Source organism: Bacteroides timonensis (genome assembly GCF_000513195.1).
Classification (GTDB): Bacteria; Bacteroidota; Bacteroidia; order Bacteroidales; family Bacteroidaceae; genus Bacteroides; species Bacteroides timonensis.
The window spans coordinates 1-21,910 of sequence record NZ_CBVI010000082.1 but is presented as its reverse complement, the minus strand read 5'-3'; the positions used below and the strand labels follow the sequence as shown (position 1 = coordinate 21,910).

13 protein-coding genes are annotated in these 21,910 nt (G+C 42.5%); all 13 read left to right on the top strand.

Translation table 11 applies throughout. From position 1 onward, the window contains the following. The first annotated feature begins 12 nt into the window (after positions 1-12). Positions 13-1,842 carry a rhamnogalacturonan lyase family protein gene (locus BN161_RS14975; protein ID WP_044267599.1) on the top strand — a complete coding sequence of 610 codons (1,830 nt, stop codon included), beginning with the start codon at positions 13-15 and terminating at the stop codon, positions 1,840-1,842. Positions 1,843-1,879: 37 nt separating this feature from the next. Next, entirely contained in the window at positions 1,880-3,403 is a 1,524-nt protein-coding gene (locus BN161_RS14970) for a glycoside hydrolase family 28 protein (protein WP_044267597.1), read from the top strand. A gap of 119 nt (positions 3,404-3,522) precedes the next feature. Beyond that, positions 3,523-4,980: a rhamnulokinase gene (locus BN161_RS14965; protein WP_044267632.1), complete on the top strand. Its 1,458-nt coding sequence runs from the start codon at positions 3,523-3,525 to the stop codon at positions 4,978-4,980. Between the two features lie 66 nt (positions 4,981-5,046). Further along, a complete protein-coding gene (locus tag BN161_RS14960) occupies positions 5,047-6,297 on the top strand; it encodes an L-rhamnose isomerase (protein WP_044267595.1) in 1,251 nt (416 codons plus the stop codon). Positions 6,298-6,426: 129 nt separating this feature from the next. Next, the gene (gene rhaT / locus BN161_RS14955) at positions 6,427-7,458 is read left to right on the top strand and encodes an L-rhamnose/proton symporter RhaT (protein WP_044267593.1); all 1,032 of its coding nucleotides are present in this window, start codon (positions 6,427-6,429) and stop codon (positions 7,456-7,458) included. Positions 7,459-7,559: 101 nt separating this feature from the next. Then, positions 7,560-8,369 (top strand): rhamnulose-1-phosphate aldolase, encoded by an 810-nt coding sequence (gene rhaD, locus BN161_RS14950; RefSeq protein WP_007210553.1) that lies wholly within the window; start codon positions 7,560-7,562, stop codon positions 8,367-8,369. A gap of 70 nt (positions 8,370-8,439) precedes the next feature. After that, on the top strand, positions 8,440-9,738 hold the full coding sequence (locus tag BN161_RS14945) for a glycoside hydrolase family 88/105 protein (RefSeq protein ID WP_044267588.1): 1,299 nt from the start codon (positions 8,440-8,442) through the stop codon (positions 9,736-9,738). Positions 9,739-9,871: 133 nt separating this feature from the next. Further along, complete coding sequence (locus tag BN161_RS14940; RefSeq protein WP_007217109.1) at positions 9,872-10,798, top strand: AraC family transcriptional regulator; 927 nt, start codon at positions 9,872-9,874, stop codon at positions 10,796-10,798. A gap of 243 nt (positions 10,799-11,041) precedes the next feature. Continuing rightward, entirely contained in the window at positions 11,042-14,275 is a 3,234-nt protein-coding gene (locus BN161_RS14935) for a SusC/RagA family TonB-linked outer membrane protein (protein ID WP_044267586.1), read from the top strand. Between the two features lie 13 nt (positions 14,276-14,288). Further along, on the top strand, positions 14,289-16,388 hold the full coding sequence (locus tag BN161_RS14930; protein WP_044267583.1) for a RagB/SusD family nutrient uptake outer membrane protein: 2,100 nt from the start codon (positions 14,289-14,291) through the stop codon (positions 16,386-16,388). Between the two features lie 223 nt (positions 16,389-16,611). Beyond that, a complete protein-coding gene (locus tag BN161_RS14925; RefSeq protein ID WP_044267580.1) occupies positions 16,612-18,075 on the top strand; it encodes a pectate lyase family protein in 1,464 nt (487 codons plus the stop codon). Positions 18,076-18,102: 27 nt separating this feature from the next. Further along, on the top strand, positions 18,103-19,974 hold the full coding sequence (locus tag BN161_RS14920; RefSeq protein ID WP_044267578.1) for a fibrobacter succinogenes major paralogous domain-containing protein: 1,872 nt from the start codon (positions 18,103-18,105) through the stop codon (positions 19,972-19,974). A gap of 78 nt (positions 19,975-20,052) precedes the next feature. After that, positions 20,053-21,261: a family 43 glycosylhydrolase gene (locus tag BN161_RS14915; protein ID WP_167332546.1), complete on the top strand. Its 1,209-nt coding sequence runs from the start codon at positions 20,053-20,055 to the stop codon at positions 21,259-21,261. Positions 21,262-21,910: the final 649 nt, after the last annotated feature.

Below are 21,910 nucleotides of genomic sequence, written 5' to 3'. Positions count from 1 at the left end.
AAGCAATAATCAATGAAATCGAATCTAATTATGCTCTGCTTGCTTGGATTGGCAAGTACTCTGAATGCCCAGGATCCTCGCGAGAGGCATTACTACTACGAAATTCTTGATCCGAGGCACGAACCGAAACCCTTAGTGGAAGGTTTTGCCCGGGAACGGGTGACCGAGAATCTGAGTCGTGGACTGACAGTAACTCCTGCCCGCGATGGCAAAGGTATTTATTTCAGCTGGCGGTTATTGGCATCGGATGCCCCCGGCACTGCTTTTCATGTCTATCGGGAAGCTGACGGTAAAGTGCGTCGCCTGACTAAAAAGCCACTTACGCAGACTTGTGACTTTATAGATGCTACTCCTGCCGAAAAGGCGTCTTATTGGGTGGAAGCCCTGGTGAAAGGAAAGAAGCCCGCCCTGTCGGAGAAACGGGAAGTGATCCTTTCCGAATTGAAACCTTATACTTCTATTCCATTGAAAGAGAATGTGAAAGCCGGGAAGATCGCTTTAGCAGATTTGAACGGTGACGGTATTTATGACTATATCATCCGTACTCCCGAAACGAATGTTGACCCCGGTATGCCCGGAGATACCACCGGAAAAACATATAAAATATCCGCTTACCTGAGTGACGGAACCTATCTCTGGACTTATGATATGGGACCGGGTATCGAACCGGGAATCTGGTATTCTCCTTTCATTGTATACGATTTCAATGGAGATGGGAAAGCTGAAGTTGCCATCAAGACCGCTGCTGATGACTATGTGAAGAATGAGAAAGGCCGTGTTTGTGGTGGCAGTGAATACCTCTCCGTGCTGGATGGCATGACCGGTAAAGAGATAGATCGCGTGGACTGGCCTGAACGGAACGACCGCTATGGAAATCTGATTCGCCAGAACCGCAACCAAATGGGGGTTGCCTATCTGGATGGAAAGACACCTTATATATTGGCTGCCCGCGGCACTTACAAACTGATGGTGGTAGATGCCTGGATGCTGAAAGACGGAAAACTGCAACGTGCCTGGCGTTGGGATGGGGATGAAGAAAATCCCATTGTGCGCAGTATGGGTGCGCACAGCATGGTGACGGCTGATGTGGACGGTGACGAACGGGATGAGATTCTGTTAGGCTCGTGTATGCTCGATGATAATGGTACGTTACTTTGGTCTTCCGGTTTGGGACATAGTGACAAGGCTTATCTTTGCAAACTTCAGCCGGATATGGAAGGTATGCAGGTGTTTATGGTGAGTGAACCGAAGAAAGAGGATGGTCGCGGTGTTTCCGTGGTGGATGCAGCTACCGGCAAATTGATCTGGAAAATCGGGCAGACCACCTATCATGTAGGTGACGGTATGGTGGCCGATTTTGACCCTTCACATCCCGGTATGGAATGTTTTGCCAGTGAAGACCGTAAAGGTGGCAGCACGGATAAATACCTGCTCACTGCCGCTGGCAAGAAAATAAACACTACAAATGCAGAAGTACCCGGTTGCCGTAATTGGATATGGTGGGATGCGGATCTGCTGCGTGAGACTTTTAAAGGAGATGATAACCGCTGGGGAGCTTCTTCATCTTCCGGAGGGCGCAAACAAAGCATCTGGAAATGGCAGGGGGAAGTGTTGACTGGAGGAATCGAAGGTGATATCTTGATGATAGCTGACCTGGAAGGTGATTGGCGTGAAGAACTGATTACTGCTTTGCCGGGAGAGTTGCGTATCTATCATACCAATATTCCGGCTCGCGACCGTCGCGTAACGCTGATGCAAGACCCGCTTTATCGTAGCTATGTGGCGCATCGCAGCATGGGGTATCCGCAGGCGCCCGTACCTTCCTTCTATCTGGGAGAATAGAAATAAATATCTGATTATAAATAAAAAAGAACTAAGAATGACGAAACAATTGTATGTGATTGCAGCCGTTTGTCTGTGGTTGCTCAGTGCTTGCCAATCTTCAACGTATAAGTATGAAGCGGTATATAAAGACCTGCCTTTTGATATGCCAAGGGTAGAAGCACCGAAGTTTCCTGATCGCAAGGTGAACCTCGCTGACTTCGGTGCAGTAGGTAATGGCGAAGAACTTTGTACGGCGGCTTTTGCCAAGGCTATTGATGCTTTGGCGAAAAAGGGGGGCGGACATTTGATTGTTCCTGCCGGTGTTTGGTTTACAGGTCCTATTGTCCTGAAAAGTAATATTGACCTGCACTTGGAAAAAGGTGCTGTTATCCTCTTTTCACCTGATGTGGACCTCTATCCATTGGTAGAGACTGTATTTGAAGGATTGGATACCCGTCGTTGCCAATCGCCTGTTTCCGGACGCAATCTGGAAAATGTAGCGATAACGGGAGAAGGTGCCATTGATGGTAACGGACATTATTGGCGTCCTCTGAAACGGGAGAAAGTAACAGAAGGTGTATGGAAACAGACTATCGCCCGGGGTGGGGTTTATAAACGTCCCACCTATTGGTTCCCTTATCCACAGACGCTGAAAGGGGATACTATCAGTAATATGAATGTACCTCAGAATCTGAAAACCGAGGAAGAGTGGCAGAGTGTGCGTCATTTTCTTCGTCCGGTGATGGTGAGCCTCATAGAGTGTAAGAATGTATGGTTGCAGGGTGTGATTTTCCAGAATTCACCGGCATGGAACCTGCATCCGTTGATGTGTGAGAATGTGCTGATAGAAGAAGTGCAGGTACGTAATCCGAGTTATGCACAGAATGGTGATGGTCTGGATCTGGAATCTTGCAAGAATGCACTGATTGTGAACTCTACATTTGATGTGGGCGATGATGGTATTTGTCTGAAGAGTGGTAAAGACGAAGACGGCCGCCGCCGGGGACGTGTTTGTGAGAATGTGGTGGTAGACGGTTGTACAGTATTCAAAGGTCACGGAGGTTTTGTGGTTGGTAGTGAAATGAGTGGCGGTGTACGCAATGTCTCTGTCAGCAATTGTCAGTTTCTGGGTACGGATGTTGGTTTGCGTTTTAAGAGCAAGCGCGGACGCGGAGGAGTTGTTGAGAATATCTGGATACGTAATATTGCCATGATGGATATCCCGACGGAGCCGATTACATTCAATCTTTATTATGGTGGCAAATCGGCTGTTGAAGTGTTGGAAAGTGGTGAGAAGGTACCTGCTAAAGTAGAACCGCTGCCGGTGGACGAAACTACACCTTGTTTCCGTAATATTCATGTGAAGAACCTGGTTTGTGCCGGAGCCCGCCGTGCCTTATTCTTCAATGGTATCCCTGAAATGCCGATTGATGGTATTGTGTTGGAAGATATAGATATTACTTCTAAATTGGGAGCTGAATTTATATATAGTAAGAATATCAGTATGAAGAATGTGAATATTCGCAATGCGGAAGGAGAAAAGATAGTGACCCGTTATTGTGAAGGAGTGGAGGAGTAATTTGATCTCTGTGCACTCTCTGGTAAGAATATCAGAAACAGCACCTTTTCAATCAAAACTAATACAAAGTATAGGGGAGGTTTCCCCTATTTTTGTATCGTCAAATTATATTTAATATCATGAAACATTGCTTTTTTGCGGTTGATTTGGGAGCTACCAGCGGCCGTACCATATTGGGAACATTTACTCCGCAGGGATTGGAATTGCAGGATGTAAACCGCTTTCCTAACTATCTGATCGAAGTCGGCGGACATTACTACTGGGATATTTATGAATTGTATCGTCACATTCTGGAAGGTTTGAAACTGGCTGCCCGTATGGATGATGTACAGATAACTTCTATCGGAATTGATACTTGGGGAGTGGATTTTGTATGTGTAGGTAAAGATGGCGGATTGCTTCGCCAGCCCTATTCTTATCGTGATCCGCATACTAAGGGTGCTCCTGAGGCATTCTTCAACCGTGTTCCCCGTAAGCAAGTTTATGGATGGACAGGCATCCAGGTCATGAATTTCAATTCACTTTTTCAATTAGATACTTTACGTCGTAATAAAGATAGCGCACTGGAAGCAGTTGATAAGATACTTTTCATGCCGGATGCACTCAGTTACTTATTGACGGGGGAGATGGTGACAGAATATACCATTGCCACCACAGCGCAACTGGTGAATGCGGAAACACGTCGTCTGGAACCGGCATTGTTAAAAGAAATCGGATTAACGGAAGAGCATTTCGGCCGTTTTGTTTATCCGGGCGAAAAGGTAGGTGTATTGACTAAAGAAATACAAACGATCACTGGGCTGGGAGCAATTCCGGTGATTGCTGTTGCCGGGCATGATACGGCTTCGGCTGTGGCGGCTGTGCCGGCACTGGATCGTAACTTTGCTTATCTGAGTAGCGGCACATGGTCATTGATGGGTGTAGAGACGGATGCACCGGTTATTAATGAAGAAACCGAAGCTTTAAATTTTACGAATGAGGGCGGTGTTGCCGGAACCATTCGTTTGCTCAAGAATATTTGTGGTATGTGGTTACTGGAACGCTGTCGCTGTGATTGGGAAGAGATCTCTTATCCCGAACTGATCGCCGAAGCGGAAGCCTGTGAACCGTTCCGTAGCCTGATAAATCCGGATGACGCTCTGTTTGCCAATCCGATGAATATGGAACAGGCAATCCGTACCTATTGTGCTGACCATCATCAGCCGATACCGGAGACTCGCGGACAAGTGGTGCGGTGTATCTTCGAAAGTCTGGCACTGCGCTATCGTCAGGTGCTGGAGAATCTGCGCAATCTTTCTCCCCGTCCGGTAGAGGCCCTGCATGTTATCGGAGGTGGCAGTCGTAATGATTTATTAAATCAATGGACAGCCAATGCAGTAGGTATACCAGTAGTGGCCGGTCCGTCAGAAGCGACAGCAATCGGTAATGTCATGATACAAGCCCTTACAGCAGGTGCGGCGAGTGACGTTGTTTCCATGCGCCAGCTCATCAACCGTTCCATTCCGTTGAAAACCTTCACCCCGGAAAATGTGGAAGTATGGAATGCTGCTTATCTGCACTTCCTGCAGTTAGCCTGATTTCCCTTACCGCCTGAATAGAAAATACTTAATACTTAAAACTTTATAATTAAAACTAGTACCATCATGAAAGAAGAATTAATCCAGAGAGCCTATGAATTGGCAAAAGAACGTTATGCGGCTATTGGCGTAGATGTAGAAAAAGCAATGGATGCTTTGCAAAAGATTTCCCTCTCCCTGCACTGTTGGCAGGCAGATGATGTAGCCGGATTTGAAGCGCAGGGTGCGCTGACAGGAGGTATCCAGGCTACCGGAAACTATCCCGGCAAAGCTCGCAATATGGAAGAATTGAGACAGGACGTCTTGAAGGCAGCCAGTTATATACCCGGAACTCATCGTTTGAATCTGCATGAAATCTATGGTGACTTCGGCGGTAAGTTCGTTGACCGTGACCAGGTGGAGCCGGCTCATTTTGAAAGCTGGATACAATGGGCGGCCGAAAACAATATGAAGCTGGACTTCAACTCTACCTCTTTCTCTCATCCGAAGAGTGGTAATCTTTCACTTGCTAATCCTGATAAAGGAATCCGTGATTTCTGGGTGGAGCACACAAAACGTTGCCGTGCTATTGCCGAGGAAATGGGTAAACGCCAGGGCGATCCTTGTATCATGAACCTGTGGGTGCATGATGGAAGTAAGGATATTACTGTAAACCGTATGTTATATCGCGAGTTACTGAAGGATTCTTTGGATCGTATCTTCGAGGTGGAATACAAGAATATGAAGGACTGTGTGGAGTCTAAAGTGTTCGGTATCGGTCTGGAAAGTTATACGGTAGGTTCCAATGATTTCTATATCGGTTATGGTGTGAGCCGTAATAAGATTGTTACGCTGGATACAGGTCACTTCCATCCGACAGAAAGCGTTGCCGACAAGTTGTCTTCATTGTTACTGTTTATTCCGGAAATAATGCTGCACGTGAGCCGTCCGGTACGTTGGGATTCTGACCATGTAACGATAATGAATGATGAGACGATGGACCTCTGCAAAGAAATCGTACGTTGTAATGCTTTGGATCGCGTGCATATCGGTTTGGACTATTTCGATGCTTCTATCAATCGTATCGGTGCGTATGTAGTAGGTAGCCGTGCTACACAGAAATGTGTGTTGCAAGCTCTGCTGGAACCGCTGGATACATTGCGTAAATACGAGGCGAACGATCAGCTGTTTGAACGCCTTGCTCTGCTCGAAGAAGGAAAATCTCTGCCTTGGAATGCTGTTTGGGATATGTTCTGTCTGAAGAACGGTGTACCTGTAGGTGAGGATTTCATTACTGAGATACAGAAATACGAAGCAGACGTTACGTCGAAACGCTGAAATTAGTGTATATTTGCAACGGTTAAGGATGAGGGTGATAATGACATGCGCTTGTCGTCACGGTATCTCCGGGGAATACGTAATCGCTTGATGATTAGTCTGTTGTGGATGACTTAAATAGACAAAATTATGAATACACTGATAGGACTTTTGATTATTGCCATTGGCAGTTTCGGGCAGAGCAGCTCGTATGTACCGATAAAAAAAGTGGACGGATGGTCGTGGGAAAGCTTCTGGCTGGTGCAAGGAATCTTTGCATGGCTCGTCTTTCCGCTGTTGGGCGCACTGCTCGCCATTCCGGCGGGAAGCTCCTTACTGGAACTCTGGGGCGCAGGAGGCGCTTTGCCAGCTATGGTTTACGGCGTTCTGTGGGGCGTGGGTGGACTGACATTCGGTTTGAGTATGCGCTATCTGGGCGTAGCGCTCGGACAGAGTATTGCCCTCGGTACGTGCGCCGGCTTCGGAACACTTTTCCCGGCTTTGTTTGCCGGAAAAGACTTGCTTCATGGTGAAGGACTGATGTTGCTCATCGGCGTCTGTATCACGTTGGCAGGTATTGCTATTATTGGATATGCCGGTAGTCTTCGTTCCAAGAATATGACGGAAGAGGAAAAACGCGCTGCCGTTAAGGATTTTGCTCTGACAAAAGGGCTGCTTGTGGCTCTGTTGGCAGGTGTGATGAGCGCTTGTTTCGCTCTCGGACTGGATGCGGGAACACCGATAAAGGAGGCAGCTTTGGCTGGTGGAGTAGAAGCGCTCTATGCCGGATTACCTGTAATTTTCCTGGTAACTCTTGGAGGCTTCTGTACGAATGCCGCTTACTGTATCTGGCAGAATATCAAGAATAAGACGGGTAAGGAATATCTTTCTGTGAAAGGTTCGGTACTGACGAATAATCTGTTGTTCTGTGCGCTTGCAGGCGTATTGTGGTATTCTCAGTTCTTCGGCCTTGAAATGGGTAAGAGCTTCCTGACAGACAGTCCTGTACTGCTTGCTTTCTCTTGGAGTATCCTGATGTCATTGAACGTAACGTTCAGCAATGTCTGGGGAATTCTGTTGAAGGAATGGAAAGGTGTCAGCAATACTACGATTGCGGTTCTTATTTTAGGGTTGGTAGTTCTGATATCTTCTATTATTGTGGTGGCAATGGCGCAAGTGTAATAGTATATATAGCTACGAGCTACGAGTTACAAGTGCCTTTCGGTATGATAGCGCAGCAACTCGTAGCTTGTAGCTCGTAACTCGTAACTTAATTTATTATAATGAAATCAATTCTCGAAAACCGTCCGGCATTGACTTATGCAGTCAATCAAGTGGCAGAAGTTGCCGGATATCTCTGGCAAAAAGGGTGGGCCGAACGTAATGGCGGCAATATCACCCTGAATATTACTGAATTTGTAGACGATGAAATAAAAGCATTGCCTGCCATCAGCGAAGTGAAACAAATCGGCGCTACTCTTCCGTATCTGAAAGATTGCTATTTCTATTGCAAGGGCACTAATAAACGCATGCGTGATTTGGCCCGTTGGCCGATGGAGCACGGTTCTGTGATTCGTATTCTGGATGACTGTGCCAGCTATGTTATCATTGCCGATCATCCGGTGATGCCTACTTCCGAACTTCCTGCCCATCTTAGTGTGCACAATCGCTTGATTGAGAAAGGATCTCCCTATAAAGCTTCATTGCATACCCATCCTATCGAACTGATTGCTATGACGCATTGCAAGAAATTCCTGGAGAAGGATGTGGCTACCAATTTGCTTTGGAGTATGATTCCTGAAACCAAGGCTTTCTGTCCGCGTGGTTTAGGCATCATTCCTTACGAACTGCCAAGCTCCGTGAAACTGGCGGAAGCAACTATTGAACAACTTGAAGATTATGACGTGGCTATGTGGGAAAAACATGGTGTTTTTGCTGTAGATGTGGATGTTATGTCAGCTTTCGATCAGGTAGATGTATTGAATAAATCTGCCTTGATTTATATTGCTGCCAAAAACATGGGCTTTGAACCTGATGGCATGAGTCAGGAGCAAATGCAGGAAATGACTCGCGCATTTAATCTTCCTAAATAACTCTAAAGCGGATAGTAGTAGTTTCCACCTGCTACTATCCGCTTGCTACTAACTACTTAAAACTATAATCATGAAACGAACATTCTTTTCCCTCGCCCTGCTGTTGGCAGTGGCAACCCTTACCGCCCAAACAAAGATGACGGCAAGAGAAGCTGCCGTAAAGATTGCAGACCGCATTCTTGCCAGCACTACATACGAGTTCAAGAATACGAAGACTGGTGAGATATATAAATCCGTCAAGAAGTTACCTCTTGATATGGACGTGAAGGTAGCATGCAAGTACAATAACTGGCACTATACCAATGGCGTAACAAACATGGCTTTGATGGAACTGGGTGATAAACTCGGTGATAAGAAGTATGAGAAATATGTTTTGAAGAATATGAACTTCGTGTTCAATGAAGGTAATCTTGATTTCTTCCGTAAACAATATGACGAGGCTTTCAAACGGGATGGTTGGAATGCTGTCCGCAAATTGAGTTGGCATATGATCTTCCGAGGCAAACGTCTAGACGACAATGGACCGATGGGAGCCAGTCTGATAGAGTTGCAGCTGAAGTATCCCAATGATTCATTTTTGGGTTACATTAATGAGACTGCCGAACATCTGAATTATGGTGAACCTCGTTTGGTTGATGGCACTATTGCGCGTATCTGGCCACACGTCAATACTATTTGGGCGGATGATGCCTTCATGGCTATCTCTTTCCTTGCCCGCATGGGTAAGATGACCGGTGATGAAAAGTATTTCAATGATGCTGCCAATCAGGTGCTGAATTATACCCGTTATCTTTGGTGTCCTGAAAAGCGGATTTATTATCATTGCTATCATACAGATAATAAGGAGCACGGAGTGGCTCATTGGAGCCGTGCCAACGGCTGGGTGTTTATGGCACAAGCTGATTTGCTCAGTATGATGCCGAAAGATCATCCGATGCGTGAAGCGGTTATTGAAAATTTCCGCCAGCAAGCCAGTGGTGTAGCACGCTATCAAGGTAAGAACGGACTTTGGCATCAATTGCTGGATAAGGAAGATTCTTATGAAGAAATCACCGGTACCGCCATGTTCGTGTTCGGTATTGCCCGTGGTGTGAAGGAAGGTTGGTTGCATCCGGACTTTATCTATGTGGCTGAACAAGGTTTGAAGGGTATGATGAAAAAAATCTCAGATGATGGTGATGTAACTTCTATTTGTGTAGGAACCGGCATTATGCCTTCTGTGGCATACTATTACAACCGTCCTACCCAGGAGAACGATCCTATGGGTGAAGGTCCTGTACTCCGTGCACTTATCGAGATGATAGATGCACCTAAGTATACAGAAATCAAGGCCGAACAACAATATGATAAGATTGTCGTAAAGAAATAGACTCTTTCTCTTTATTCGTATTTATTAGTCCGCTCCGGTATATTTTTAGAATTAACCCGGAGCGGACATTTTTTTATTCGCAAATAATTTCTATTTTTGCCCTTACCTATCCTATTCTGTAAAAACACGTATTATGACTAAGAACTATAATGATTTAGGGGTTGAATTTAAGTACTTGATTGTAAATGACATGGATCAGAAATTCGGTCTGTGGGTAAATACTGTAGGCTTTCAGTCTATCCAGCCGAATTCTCCCTATCCCTTGAAGGATCATCCTTCTGGTTACTTCTTCAATGCTCAAAAAGGACGTGTTTTACGTGAGTATCAGCTGGTTTACATTACTAAAGGTCGAGGATTATTTACCTCTGAGACCACTCCTGAGAAGCAAGTTTGTAAGGGAAGGCTCATGGTGCTGTTTCCCGGACAGTGGCACACATACCATCCATACCAGCAGACAGGATGGAATGAATACTATATTGGTTTTGAAGGACCGGTCATAGATGATATGTTGAAAGGTGGTTTCCTTTCTAAAGATAATCAAGTATTAGAGGTGGGGTTGAATGAAGAATTAGTTACTCTTTTCTCACGTGCATTGGAAATTGCTGAAGCTGATAAGATTTCTTCTCAACAATATCTTTCTGGTATTGTGTTGCATATGATAGGAATGATCCTTTCCATTTCTAAGAATAAGATTTTTGAGGTCGGCGATGTTGATCAAAAGATTGAACAAGCAAAAATTATTATGAATGAAAATGTGTTCAAAGATATTGATCCGGAAGAATTGGCTATGAAACTGAATATTAGCTATTCCTGGTTCCGCAAGGTTTTTAAGGATTATACGGGATATGCACCTGCCAAATATTTTCAGGAATTGAAACTCCGTAAAGCAAAGCAGTTGTTAGTAGGTACATCCCAGTCTGTTAAGGAAATATCTTTTATGCTCGATTATAAATCCACTGAGCATTTCTTCTCTCTTTTCAAAAAACGTACTGGATTTACACCCTTGGAATATAGATCTTTTGGGCGTGAAACCAATGTAGAAGAAGAGGACTTATTGTAAAATCAAAACGTTCAGTCTTAGATCAAAATCATTATTAATCCTTTGTGAATCTGTTGATTTAGCTTCTGAAGTGCTTTCCTTTTCATGAATAAAATCAAAAGTAAAAGTGTTTCGGTCAAAATTCGCATTTTATATAGGTGTAAGAGTTTCTATTTTTGCTGACACAAGTTCTGTGTCCGATAACGGTCATAGTATAATTTGTTAGGCTTGAATTTATTTATTAATCAATTATATTAATAATCTATGAGAATCTTACACAAAAATCTGTGCTTATTAATGCTCATATTAATAAGCTGTCCTCTAAGCATTTTAGCTCAGAACAAAACGATTACCGGTACCGTCAGGGATGCAATTGACGTGGTAATCGGTGCTTCTGTTACGGTGAAAGGTAATAGTGCTGTCGGTACAATTACTGATATGGATGGTAACTTTAAACTCTCTGTGCCAGCTTCTGCCAAGGAGTTGATAGTCTCTTTTATCGGTTATGATAACCATACGGTGGTAATCGGTAACAAAACGCATTTTGACATTACATTAAAAGAATCCAGTGTGATGTTGGAAGAAGTTGTTGCTATTGGTTATGCAAAGGTGAAGCGCAAAGATTTGACGGGGTCTACATCTTCTGTTTCAAGCAGTGAGTTAGCAGCTGTTCCGGCAATAACAGCTGCTCAGGCTTTGCAGGGTAAGGCGGCAGGTGTGAACATCGTTACAAAAAGTGGTGCACCTGGTGCTGGCATTAATATCACTGTCCGTGGTGGTACTTCTATTACTCAGAGCACGGAACCTCTTTATATTGTAGATGGTTTTGAAATGAGTGATGCTTTGACCAATATTGATGTGAATGACATTGAAAGCATTGATATTTTGAAAGATGCATCGGCCACTGCTATCTATGGTTCACGTGGTTCTAACGGTATCGTGTTAATTACGACAAAGTCCGGTAAGAAAGGAAAGACACAGATAACTTATAATACTTACTTCTCTTTTGACAAACTTTCTAAAAAACTGGATATGATGTCTAATGCTGAGGATTTTGTGAAGTATCAATATGAGATGGCAGAACTGCAAAGTAAAACAGCAGTGTGGAGTAATGTATTTGATAATGGAAAAGGTATTGATGCCAGTGATTTTTATTCAGGAGTTTATGGACGTATCAATAGCCAATATGGAGATGCTTATGGCATCGACTGGCAAGATGAAGTATTTGGAGGTTCAGCCCTGACGCAAAATCATAATGTCAATGTTTCTACTGGAACTGAAAAGACTCAGGTGATGTTGAGTTATAATTATAGTGATCAGGAAGGTTTGCTTGCTAATCATGGTATAAAGAAGAATTCAATCCGTGCGAAGGTTAATACAGAACTTTATAAAGGGGTTCGTTTTGATCTTAACACAATGTTTTCAGGCAATTCGACAGATGGTGGTGGTGCTTATTCCGGAATGAAGAATGTACTTCTTCAGCCTATTAATGGAGGAAGCATGTTTACCCGTGATGATTTGCTTTATACGCAGACTTATCCGGACTTCTCGGGACTTGATGCTTCTTTTGATACTGCCAATCCGATTGTACAGAATGATGCTTCTACTTCGAATAAACGTTCCAAATTATATACGGTAAATGCAGGTCTGGAATTTGACTTCCTGAAACATTTTACTTGGAGAACAGCAGGTAGTTATACATGGTCGCATAGTAAATCTACTTCTTTTGCCGATGAGAATTCTACTTCTTATATAATGGATCCCAGTAATACTGGTATAAACGGTAGTATCAGTAATTCAGAGTCATATAAATGGCAAGTAACCAATACCTTGAATTACAGCCAGACTTTTGCCAAAAAACACAAGGTAAATGTTCTTATGGGTCATGAAGTTACTTATTCAGAAAGTGAGAGTGATAAGATGACACTTATCAAGTTCCCTTATCCAAATCATGGACTGGATAATATTACTGATGCAACGGTTAAGGAACAATCAACGAGCCATAAAAACAGTGGTATTGTTTCGGCTTTTGCACGTTTTAATTATACATTTGACGAACGTTATTTATTAACAGCTACAGTTCGCGGTGATGGAGCAACTAATTTTGCCAAAGGAAACAAGTGGGGAGTATTCCCTTCCGTATCTGGTGCATGGCGTATTTCGGAAGAAAATTTCTGGAAGAACAGTAAATTGATGAATGTAGTTAATAGTTTAAAGCTTCGTGTTGGTTATGGTGTGACTGGTAATAATGCTATTGGTAGTAGTAAATATACCACTAACTATTCACAAACCACTTACCCTATGGGTAATAATGAGAATAATTCAGCTTATGTTGTAGGTACTACATTGGGTAATAAGGATTTGAAATGGGAGACTTTACATGCAACGAATATTGGTCTGGATATATCGTTGTTTAACAGTCGCGTGAATTTGACTGCTGAATGGTATAATAACCAAATCAGTGATTTGTTGATGAATTGTGTTATTCCGTCTTCAACGGGTTACTCAAGTCAGTATCAGAATGTTGGTGAAATGCGTAACCGTGGATGGGAAATCACTCTTAATACGGTGAACATCAACACGAAAAACTTCCGTTGGACTACAGACCTGAATCTTGCTTTCAACAGTTCTAAAGTTCTGGCTTTGGAGGGAGTAGAAGATCATAAGACGTTCGCTGCAGGTAGCAACCGTTCGGGTACGTTAACCTATTATGCTGTGGTAGGTGAAGCATTGGGTGATATGTATGGATACGTATATGACGGCATTTATACTACTGATGATTTTACTCAGGGAGAAGATGGTTCTTTCATTTTGCGTGATGGTGTTGTGAAACCTTTTGATGGAAAACCTCAGCCTGGTGATATAAAGTTTGCAGCTGACAATGAAGCTGGCGATCAGTTTACGAGACAATATGTGAAAATAGGTAACGGTACTCCTGATTGCATTGGAGGTTTCAATAATACTTTCTCTTTCTATGGTTTTGACTTGAGTGTATTCATGAAATTCTCTATTGGGAATGATGTGTATAATGCAACAAAGCACAGTATGAGTCCTTATGCTCTCTATCAGAATGTCCCGGCTGAATTTGGTAATAATTATTACCGTTTGGCTGATCCTGCAACTGGAAAGAAAGCCACTACGCTGGCACGTCTTAAAGAGTTGAATCCTAATGAATCACTGCGTAAATGGAGCTTGAATACAACCAACTCAAGTTATATTACTTATCCTTCTTCTTATTATGTAGAGGATGGTTCTTATTTGCGTATTGCACAGCTGACATTAGGTTATACATTCCCTAAGAAGTGGTTGCAAAAGATAATGATATCTAATGCACGCGTCTATTTTACCGCTAACAATCTGGCTACTATTACCGGTTATTCGGGTTATGACCCTGAAGTATCGTCAGCTAATGATAACGTGGTTTGTACACCGGGCTATGATAGTTCTACTTATCCTCGTTCAAGAAGTTATGTTGTTGGTCTTAACTTAACATTCTAAATAAAGATTTATCATGAAAAAAATATCAATCATATTGGCTGGCATAAAAAAGACATTTATTGCTTTGGCCATAGTATCTTTCTCTTTCGGAATATCTTCTTGCCAGGACTGGCTTGAAATGCCAGATTTAACGGCAGAAGATTCAGACTTCGTTTTTGAAAACGAGTATAAAGCTGACATGTTTGTACAAGGTTGCTATCGTGGCTTGATTCACTCAGAAATGTTTTACCAATTGGGCATGGGAGAAACAGTGATGCATGCCAGTGAAGATGGTACTACAAATAACTCGAAATATATGATTTGTAACTATAAGTATGATCCGACCATGCCGGCTACGGTCACTACTATTTTTAAAGAACAATATCGTATCATCGAATCTACAAATATCGGTATCAGTCAACTGAGTAATATGCCGGAAACGAGCAAGCGCAATGCTTTAATGGGTGAATTGCTTGCTATTCGTGCGTTTTGTTATCATAATCTTATCCGTATATATGGTGATGTACCTTCCATATTTCAACCCTTGGAAGAGATGGATCCGTCGGATGAAAACACCTTTTATCCTAAACGTTCACCTCGGGATGGAATCTACGATAAAATTGTAGCTGACCTTCAGCAGGCAGTAGAATACTTGCCTTGGTACAGTGAAAGCGGTTATGGTACTCCTGAACGTTTGTCCAAACAAGGTGCTTATGCATTGTTGGCTCGCGTAGCTCTTTATGCAGGAGGATATTCATTGCGTTGGAATTTCGAAACCAATGATCCGAGTACTCTCCAGATGGCTCGGCGTAGTGATGATGCTAAGGTAAAGGAGTTTTATCAGATTGCTGATGACGCATGTAAGGCGATTATCAATCGTAGCGAACACTCTCTGGTTAAAGCACAAAATAATATGACTGGTTTTCAGTATCTATGGTACAATTATTGTCAACGTAATTTCTCCGCAACCAGTGGTGAAATGATTTGGGAACTTGCACAATATGGTACTACCACTAACTCTAATTTTGGTGTATATGCGCATCCGGGTTCAAGAGGTGGTACGTATGGTTCGCGTAAGGCCATGCAGTTCATGTTGCCTACCTACTATTTGTCATTTGATGAGAACGATACCCGCCGTGATGTTTCTTGTACATCTTATAGTGTTTATTTTCTGAATAAAGGTGCCGCTGGCGACACATGGGTAGATGTCGGTACTACTTATTCTTGTATCATGCCGGGTAAGTTCCGTATTTCATGGTGTGTAGAACCGGCAGGAGCATCACAACGTAACTTGAATATTCCTGTTATGCGCTATGCAGATGTATTGCTTATGTATGCTGAAACTCAGAACTATTTGAATAATGGACCGACTCAAGCCGCTAAAGATGCTTTGAAAGAAGTTCGCGAACGTGCCGGTATTGGCTCTATGGAAATACCTACTGGACAACAGGAATTTGAGGACGCTATTGTTCAGGAACGTAAATGGGAATTTGCTGGTGAGTTTACATTACGTAGCGATTTAACTCGTATGAACAGGTTGGCTGATGAGTTGGCTACTTGTAAACAGGCAATGAAAGATCTTTCTGATCGCAGAAATGAGTATGCAGATGTGCCGGTATATCGTTTGTATAAGTTCCAGGTAGATGCTCAGGCCTATGGTGATAAATTCCTGGCCTTAGATTATATTGATCTGACAGATGCTAATGAAATAGCTTTGGTTAAAGCTGTGCCTACTAATTCTGCTGAGTATGATGCTTTCCAGGAAACATTGGCAGACATTGTGAAAGCACACGGTATAACTATGGCCGATGGAGATAAATGGTATCCCGTCAATATGTTCGAAGCCTATACAAGTACTTATAATGGTAACGCACGTAAGGCAGTAGGATTTACCAATGGTTATAATGCTTTGCAGATAGGTAATATTATCTATACGAAACCGACCGGTTCTGCGGAAAATGGTGGTACTTATCCGAACTGGATTGAGGCTGCAGACGGTAGTGACGGCTTGTATTATGGTTTTGAGAAAAACAAATGTGAATTATTACCTTTTGCTGCTAAGTCTTCCGGACATCCGATGATTGACAATCCTAACCTGACACAACATCCAGGCTACTTACAAAGCGGTGAATAACCACTCTTTGACATACTTTTAATGTCTATAGCCTTAAATTCGCAGAGGTGTTTATCCTGCAACAGGTAATCGACTTTATGAATTTAAGGCTATATCTTTTCAATCTTTCTCGTAATTTATTTCAACTATTAAAAGATTGGCTTTTGTCCTTCCGGACAGAGGCAGCAATCTTTATTGCTTTTAACGAACAACAAAATGTTTACCTGTATAAATCAACCTAAAAATGAAAACTACTCTATTTAATTTCTTTAAGAATGCCGGAGTTTTACTCCTTATTGCAACATTAGGAATGAGTTGCAGTGATAATGATATTGAAGTTATTATAAAGAAAGGCAGCGACGGTCCTTTCCCCGATTATGGTAAAGTTTTGGCCTTTCCCGGTGCTGAAGGTTATGGAGCCGGGGCAACAGGAGGTCGTGGTGGTGAAGTTTACCATGTTACTACTTTGGAAGACAACGGAGAAGAAGGCTCATTGCGTGCTGCGGTAAGTAAACCCGACCGGATAATTGTATTCGATGTTGCAGGTATTATCAACCTGAAAGAGGCACTTGTATTTTCCAAGAATCTGACTATTGCAGCTCAAACTGCTCCTGGAGATGGTGTGGTCCTTTATGGTAACCGCGTTTCGTTTACTGGAGCCAGTAATCTGATTTGTCGTCACTTGCGTATCCGTATGGGAACGAATGGGCCTGATGGAAAAGACGCCGCCGGAATAGCAAATGGTGAAAATATGATTTTTGATCATTTATCTGTTACTTGGGGACGTGATGAAAACTTCTCCATCAACTGGGATAGTAAAGGAGCACTTCCACGCAATATTACCATTCAGAATTCAATTCTTGGTCAGGGATTACAAAATCATTCTTGCGGTGGTTTGATTCAAACAGATACAGAATCAGGCATTACCCTTTTCCGTAATCTTTATACTGATAATAAAACACGTAATCCGAAAGTGAAAGGTCTGAATCAGTTTGTAAATAATGTGGTTTATAACTGGGGAAGTGGTGCCGCTTATAATATGGGCGGTGATTCGTCCGGTCAGTCGGAAACAACTATTGAGGATAACTACTTCATTGTAGGGCCTGTGGACAACTGGCAGAATGTAAGACAAGAAGATAACTCTATTAAGGTGGAAAAAGTTCCGATGAGTCCTACTCCGCCGTTTCTGGGAGGTAATGCCGACTTTAAAGCTTATTATAAAGGAAATTATTATGATAATGATAAGGATGGTTCGCTCAATGGTTTTGAACTGACACAAGCCAACTGGGCCGAATATTGCAAAGGGGAACCTACTTTCCTGAGTGTGCCTTCGGATAAACATCCTGTTATTAGCCAGCAAACATCTGCAACAGAAGCCTATAACTGGATTGTAAAGAATGTAGGTGCCAGTCTTCCGGCTCGTGACGAAGTGGACCAATATCTGATTGATGAGTTGACTTCACTGGGTAAAAAGGGAACGATTATTCAGAATGAACAAGATGTACAACAGTTTTCATTGGGAGGTGTAGGTACTATTCAAAACGGGGAGAAATCTTTGGATAGCGACAATGACGGTATGCCTGATGAATTTGAAGACAAATATGGCTTGGATAAGAATGACCCCTCCGATGCTGCAAAGATAGCAAATAACGGTTATACGAATATCGAAAACTATATCTTTACACTTGATGCTAAACTTAATAATTAACTCTTAAACATAAGGAGAAAAAACAGTATGAAAACACTGATAAAATATCTCGTTGCTGCATTAGTGGTAATTATGGTTAGTTGTGACGATACCGAACAATTAATTTATGAACAGCCCAATTCGTTTACTTTGACCCTTAATCAGGAAGATGAATTGAAGGTGGAAATCCAGACCGGAGAAAAAATAGGCATCAATGGAACGGAATACTCTGTATTGTCGAATGCATGCGTTAGTATGTACGATGTTCCTGTTGCCAATCAATATCTGATTTATTATCCTGCTAATGCCCGACTTTCGGGCAATAATCTGGATTATTCTTTACCGACGGTTCAGACTTATATACAAGGTGCGATAGACCAGTCCGCTTGTCCGCTTTATTGCCTGACGGATAATGACGGTTTGAATAATATGCAAATGAATGCAGTCTGTGGAGGATTGAAACTGATAGTTCCGGCTAATGAAGATTTTGCATCTCTTACCTCTGTTACTTTTGAGTCCAAGAACGATATGCTTGCGGGAGATGTACGTGTAGATGCAATGACGGGACAGGTTACTTTCCTGGAGAATACATCTAAAACACTTATGTTGAAAGGCGATATAAACATATCCGAAGGTCAGGAATTGTATCTTGCCCTTCCGTCGATGGCATTGAGCAGTACGCTGGATATAACACTTGTTTCTCCTAAAGGAATGGGGACTTGCTCTGTAGACTTGAACGGAAAGAGCATTGAACGCGGTAAAGTACTTTCTGTTGCTTTAGAGAGCATTGAATGGGTATCGGTGACCAATTATTATGGTAAGGCCAACTCAATCATAGTGGCTCCCGGTACAACTTCAGTAACCGTTGATTGTACTCCTTACTATACTACCAGTCTGAAGTACACTTATGAGAATCATGCTTCGGACGATAGCAGATTAGCTCGTTCTGCCAAATTACTTTGGAATGATGTTTCTACCGATTTTATAAGCAATGTGTCATTATCTTCCGATCGTAAATCTTTCACAGCTACTTTGAATGGGCAACCAGGTAATGCGGTTGTCGCTATTTATGATATGGAAGATCCTGATGCAGAAGATGCTACTATCCTCTGGTCTTATCATATTTGGGTTACTGATGTTGCAGATCAGCCTTTCGGAGTAAATAGCAAAGGTAATAGTTATACAGTTATGGATCGTAATCTGGGTGCTGTTTCGGCTACTCCGGGTGATGCGGGATCCATAGGGTTACTTTATCAATGGGGGCGTAAGGACCCATTTGTAACAACCTGTGAAATAGGAAAGAATACTGAAGCTGAGATGTATGACCAGAGTGGGGTCGTTAGCCTGAAAATAGAAAGTGGTAGTGAAGAAAGAGGTACGGTGGCCTATTCTGTCCGGAATCCGGCTACGTATATTAAGTATTCACGTTCCAAGAGCAATGTTTCCGCCCCACCTTACTATTATTCATATGACTGGCTCTATTGGGGTGATAATGCTCTCTGGGGAAATCCCGAAGGATATGATTATCCGTCAGTTGCTTCTATTCAGAAATCTGTATACGATCCTTGTCCTGAAGGTTACATGGTTGCACCGCATGATACATGGTTGAATTCATCTTCTTCTACATCCGGCATTGAGGCGAGTGTTTTTCTCTCTACCTCTAATTGGGATGCGGAGAATTTAGGTTATTCTTTGAATTATAATGGACAGGAGTTGTGGTATCCGCTGGGTGGCTTACGTAATCGTAAAACAGGGAAACTCCAGGATGCGGAGAAATCTGGTTACTATTGGCAAAGTACAGCCTCCGCATCCAATGGGGCAGATGCAAGTTACATGAACGTGGGCAAGGATAAAGTAGATACGGCAGGGAAGAATAGCCGTGCCAATGCTTTCTCCGTGCGTTGTGTAAAAGTAGATTGATTTTATATATAGAAAAACATGAGAGTGAATCAGAGAATGTTTTCTTTTAATTCAAGCTTTGGAAGGAGTCTCCTTCTTGTGGTAAATTGTTTGTTTTCCTATTGGGCATTTGCTCAGGAAGATCTATATTTTGCACCGCAAGAACAAATAGAGTGGGCTAAACAGTTCTCTGGCGTTAGCGGATCGGGAATGCCTGTAGAGGGAGATGGCCGTGGAGGCTGGAGAAGTGGTACCGAAGGAGTTGTATACTATGGCAATCATCCCCGTCCGGAATATCAGGAAGGAAATCTTCGGATGTGTATGGGTTCAGCTGTGGAAAAAGGATTGGTACCTCCCATTAAGCCTGCGTGGGAACTGCATTTGCGTGATGGAGTTGTAACTTTGGGTGGCGATGGAAATTACTATCTTACAGGTTCCTCCGGTGATAATATCTGGGCTTGGGCTGAGGGTATAGAACTGTGGAAATCTGCGGATTTGCATAATTGGGAGTATTTAGGTCTGGTTTGGGATATTGATAAGGAAGCGGACGATTGGGTGAAAGCATGGCGTAAGCACCCGAAACGTGCAGTTCGTGCTGTTTGGGCACCTGAAATTCATTACATCAAAGGCAACTATTTCATCTGTTTCAGTATGTGCCCGGATGGGATTGGAATATTGAAAAGTAGTACAGGCAAGCCGGAAGGGCCTTACGTAAATGCGTTTACTATTGATCGCCCCATTGTTGAGGGAATTGACGCCACTTTATTTGAGGATGAGGATGGTAAAGTATATTTCACATACGGGCAGGCAACTGAGATTGCTCTGTTGAAAGATGATATGAGTGGTCTGGCTGAACCCTTTCGTAGGGTTGTCCTGACTGAACCGGATCATAATCCGGACCATCATGCTAAGAAGTGTGTAGGTCGTGGTATGAATGATCTGGGACATGAGGGCGCGGTACTGTTCAAACGGAATGGGAAATACTATTTGGGAGCGGCTGACAATTATGAAGGAAGATATTCTACTTGTTTGGCAATTTCTGATAATGTTTACGGACCCTATCAAAAACGCCATGAATCGATACCTTGCGGTGGTGGCACCGGATTCTTTAAAGATAAAGAAGGTAATTGGTGGTGCAGCTATTTCGGCAATGACAGTCAGTCTCATTTTCGGGAAAAAGTAGGCTTTGTTCGTGCAAGTTTCACCGCTGATGGTCTGGTTTATCCGGCGAAGGAACAGCCTTTTGTTGATGAGAAAGATCGGGAACTTTGGGAACAGAAATGGACAGAAGTATGGAACAAAGAATAAATAGAGGTTTATAAAAGGTTAGTGAGTAAAGAAGGCGGTAGCTCTGCGGAGTTTATCGCCTCCTTTTGATGAAATTACCGGATGCAAGAGACCATAGAGTAATTATAGAAGAAAATCTAATATATTCCCCAAGTGTAATGGCTACATTGGCAGCAGTGGCTAATGCAACGGATAAGTGACCTCAAAAACTGAATGGTATAAATATCTTGTTTTTATTCTATGGTAAACAGATGAATGCGGACAATCATCTGCTATATTAGGAGTTTTCCGGTAAGCAATGTGCGGAACGTAAGAGTGACTGGAAAGTAGTTATTATTAAAAAGGATACTCCTTTGGAATTGTATATATATAAAGAGGATATGACCGAATCTGTAAATCTGACTGATAAATATCCTGAAATGGTGATTGCATTTGAGAAAGAAATGAAAAAATACGTGTACCTACTCTTAACTGGTCGTTACTTGGTTAGTTCTGATTTTTCTTGAGAACTAACTTTTTTAATAAAGGATGTATGCTTCAATACATCCTTTATTATAACATTTTTAGTTTAGTTATATGTATGAATCATTAAGAATACCGGTACGAACATTGTCTTTTTGTCTAAAAAATAAGCCTTTTTATTAAGGAAAGTCAAAAGAGAAAGTGTTTC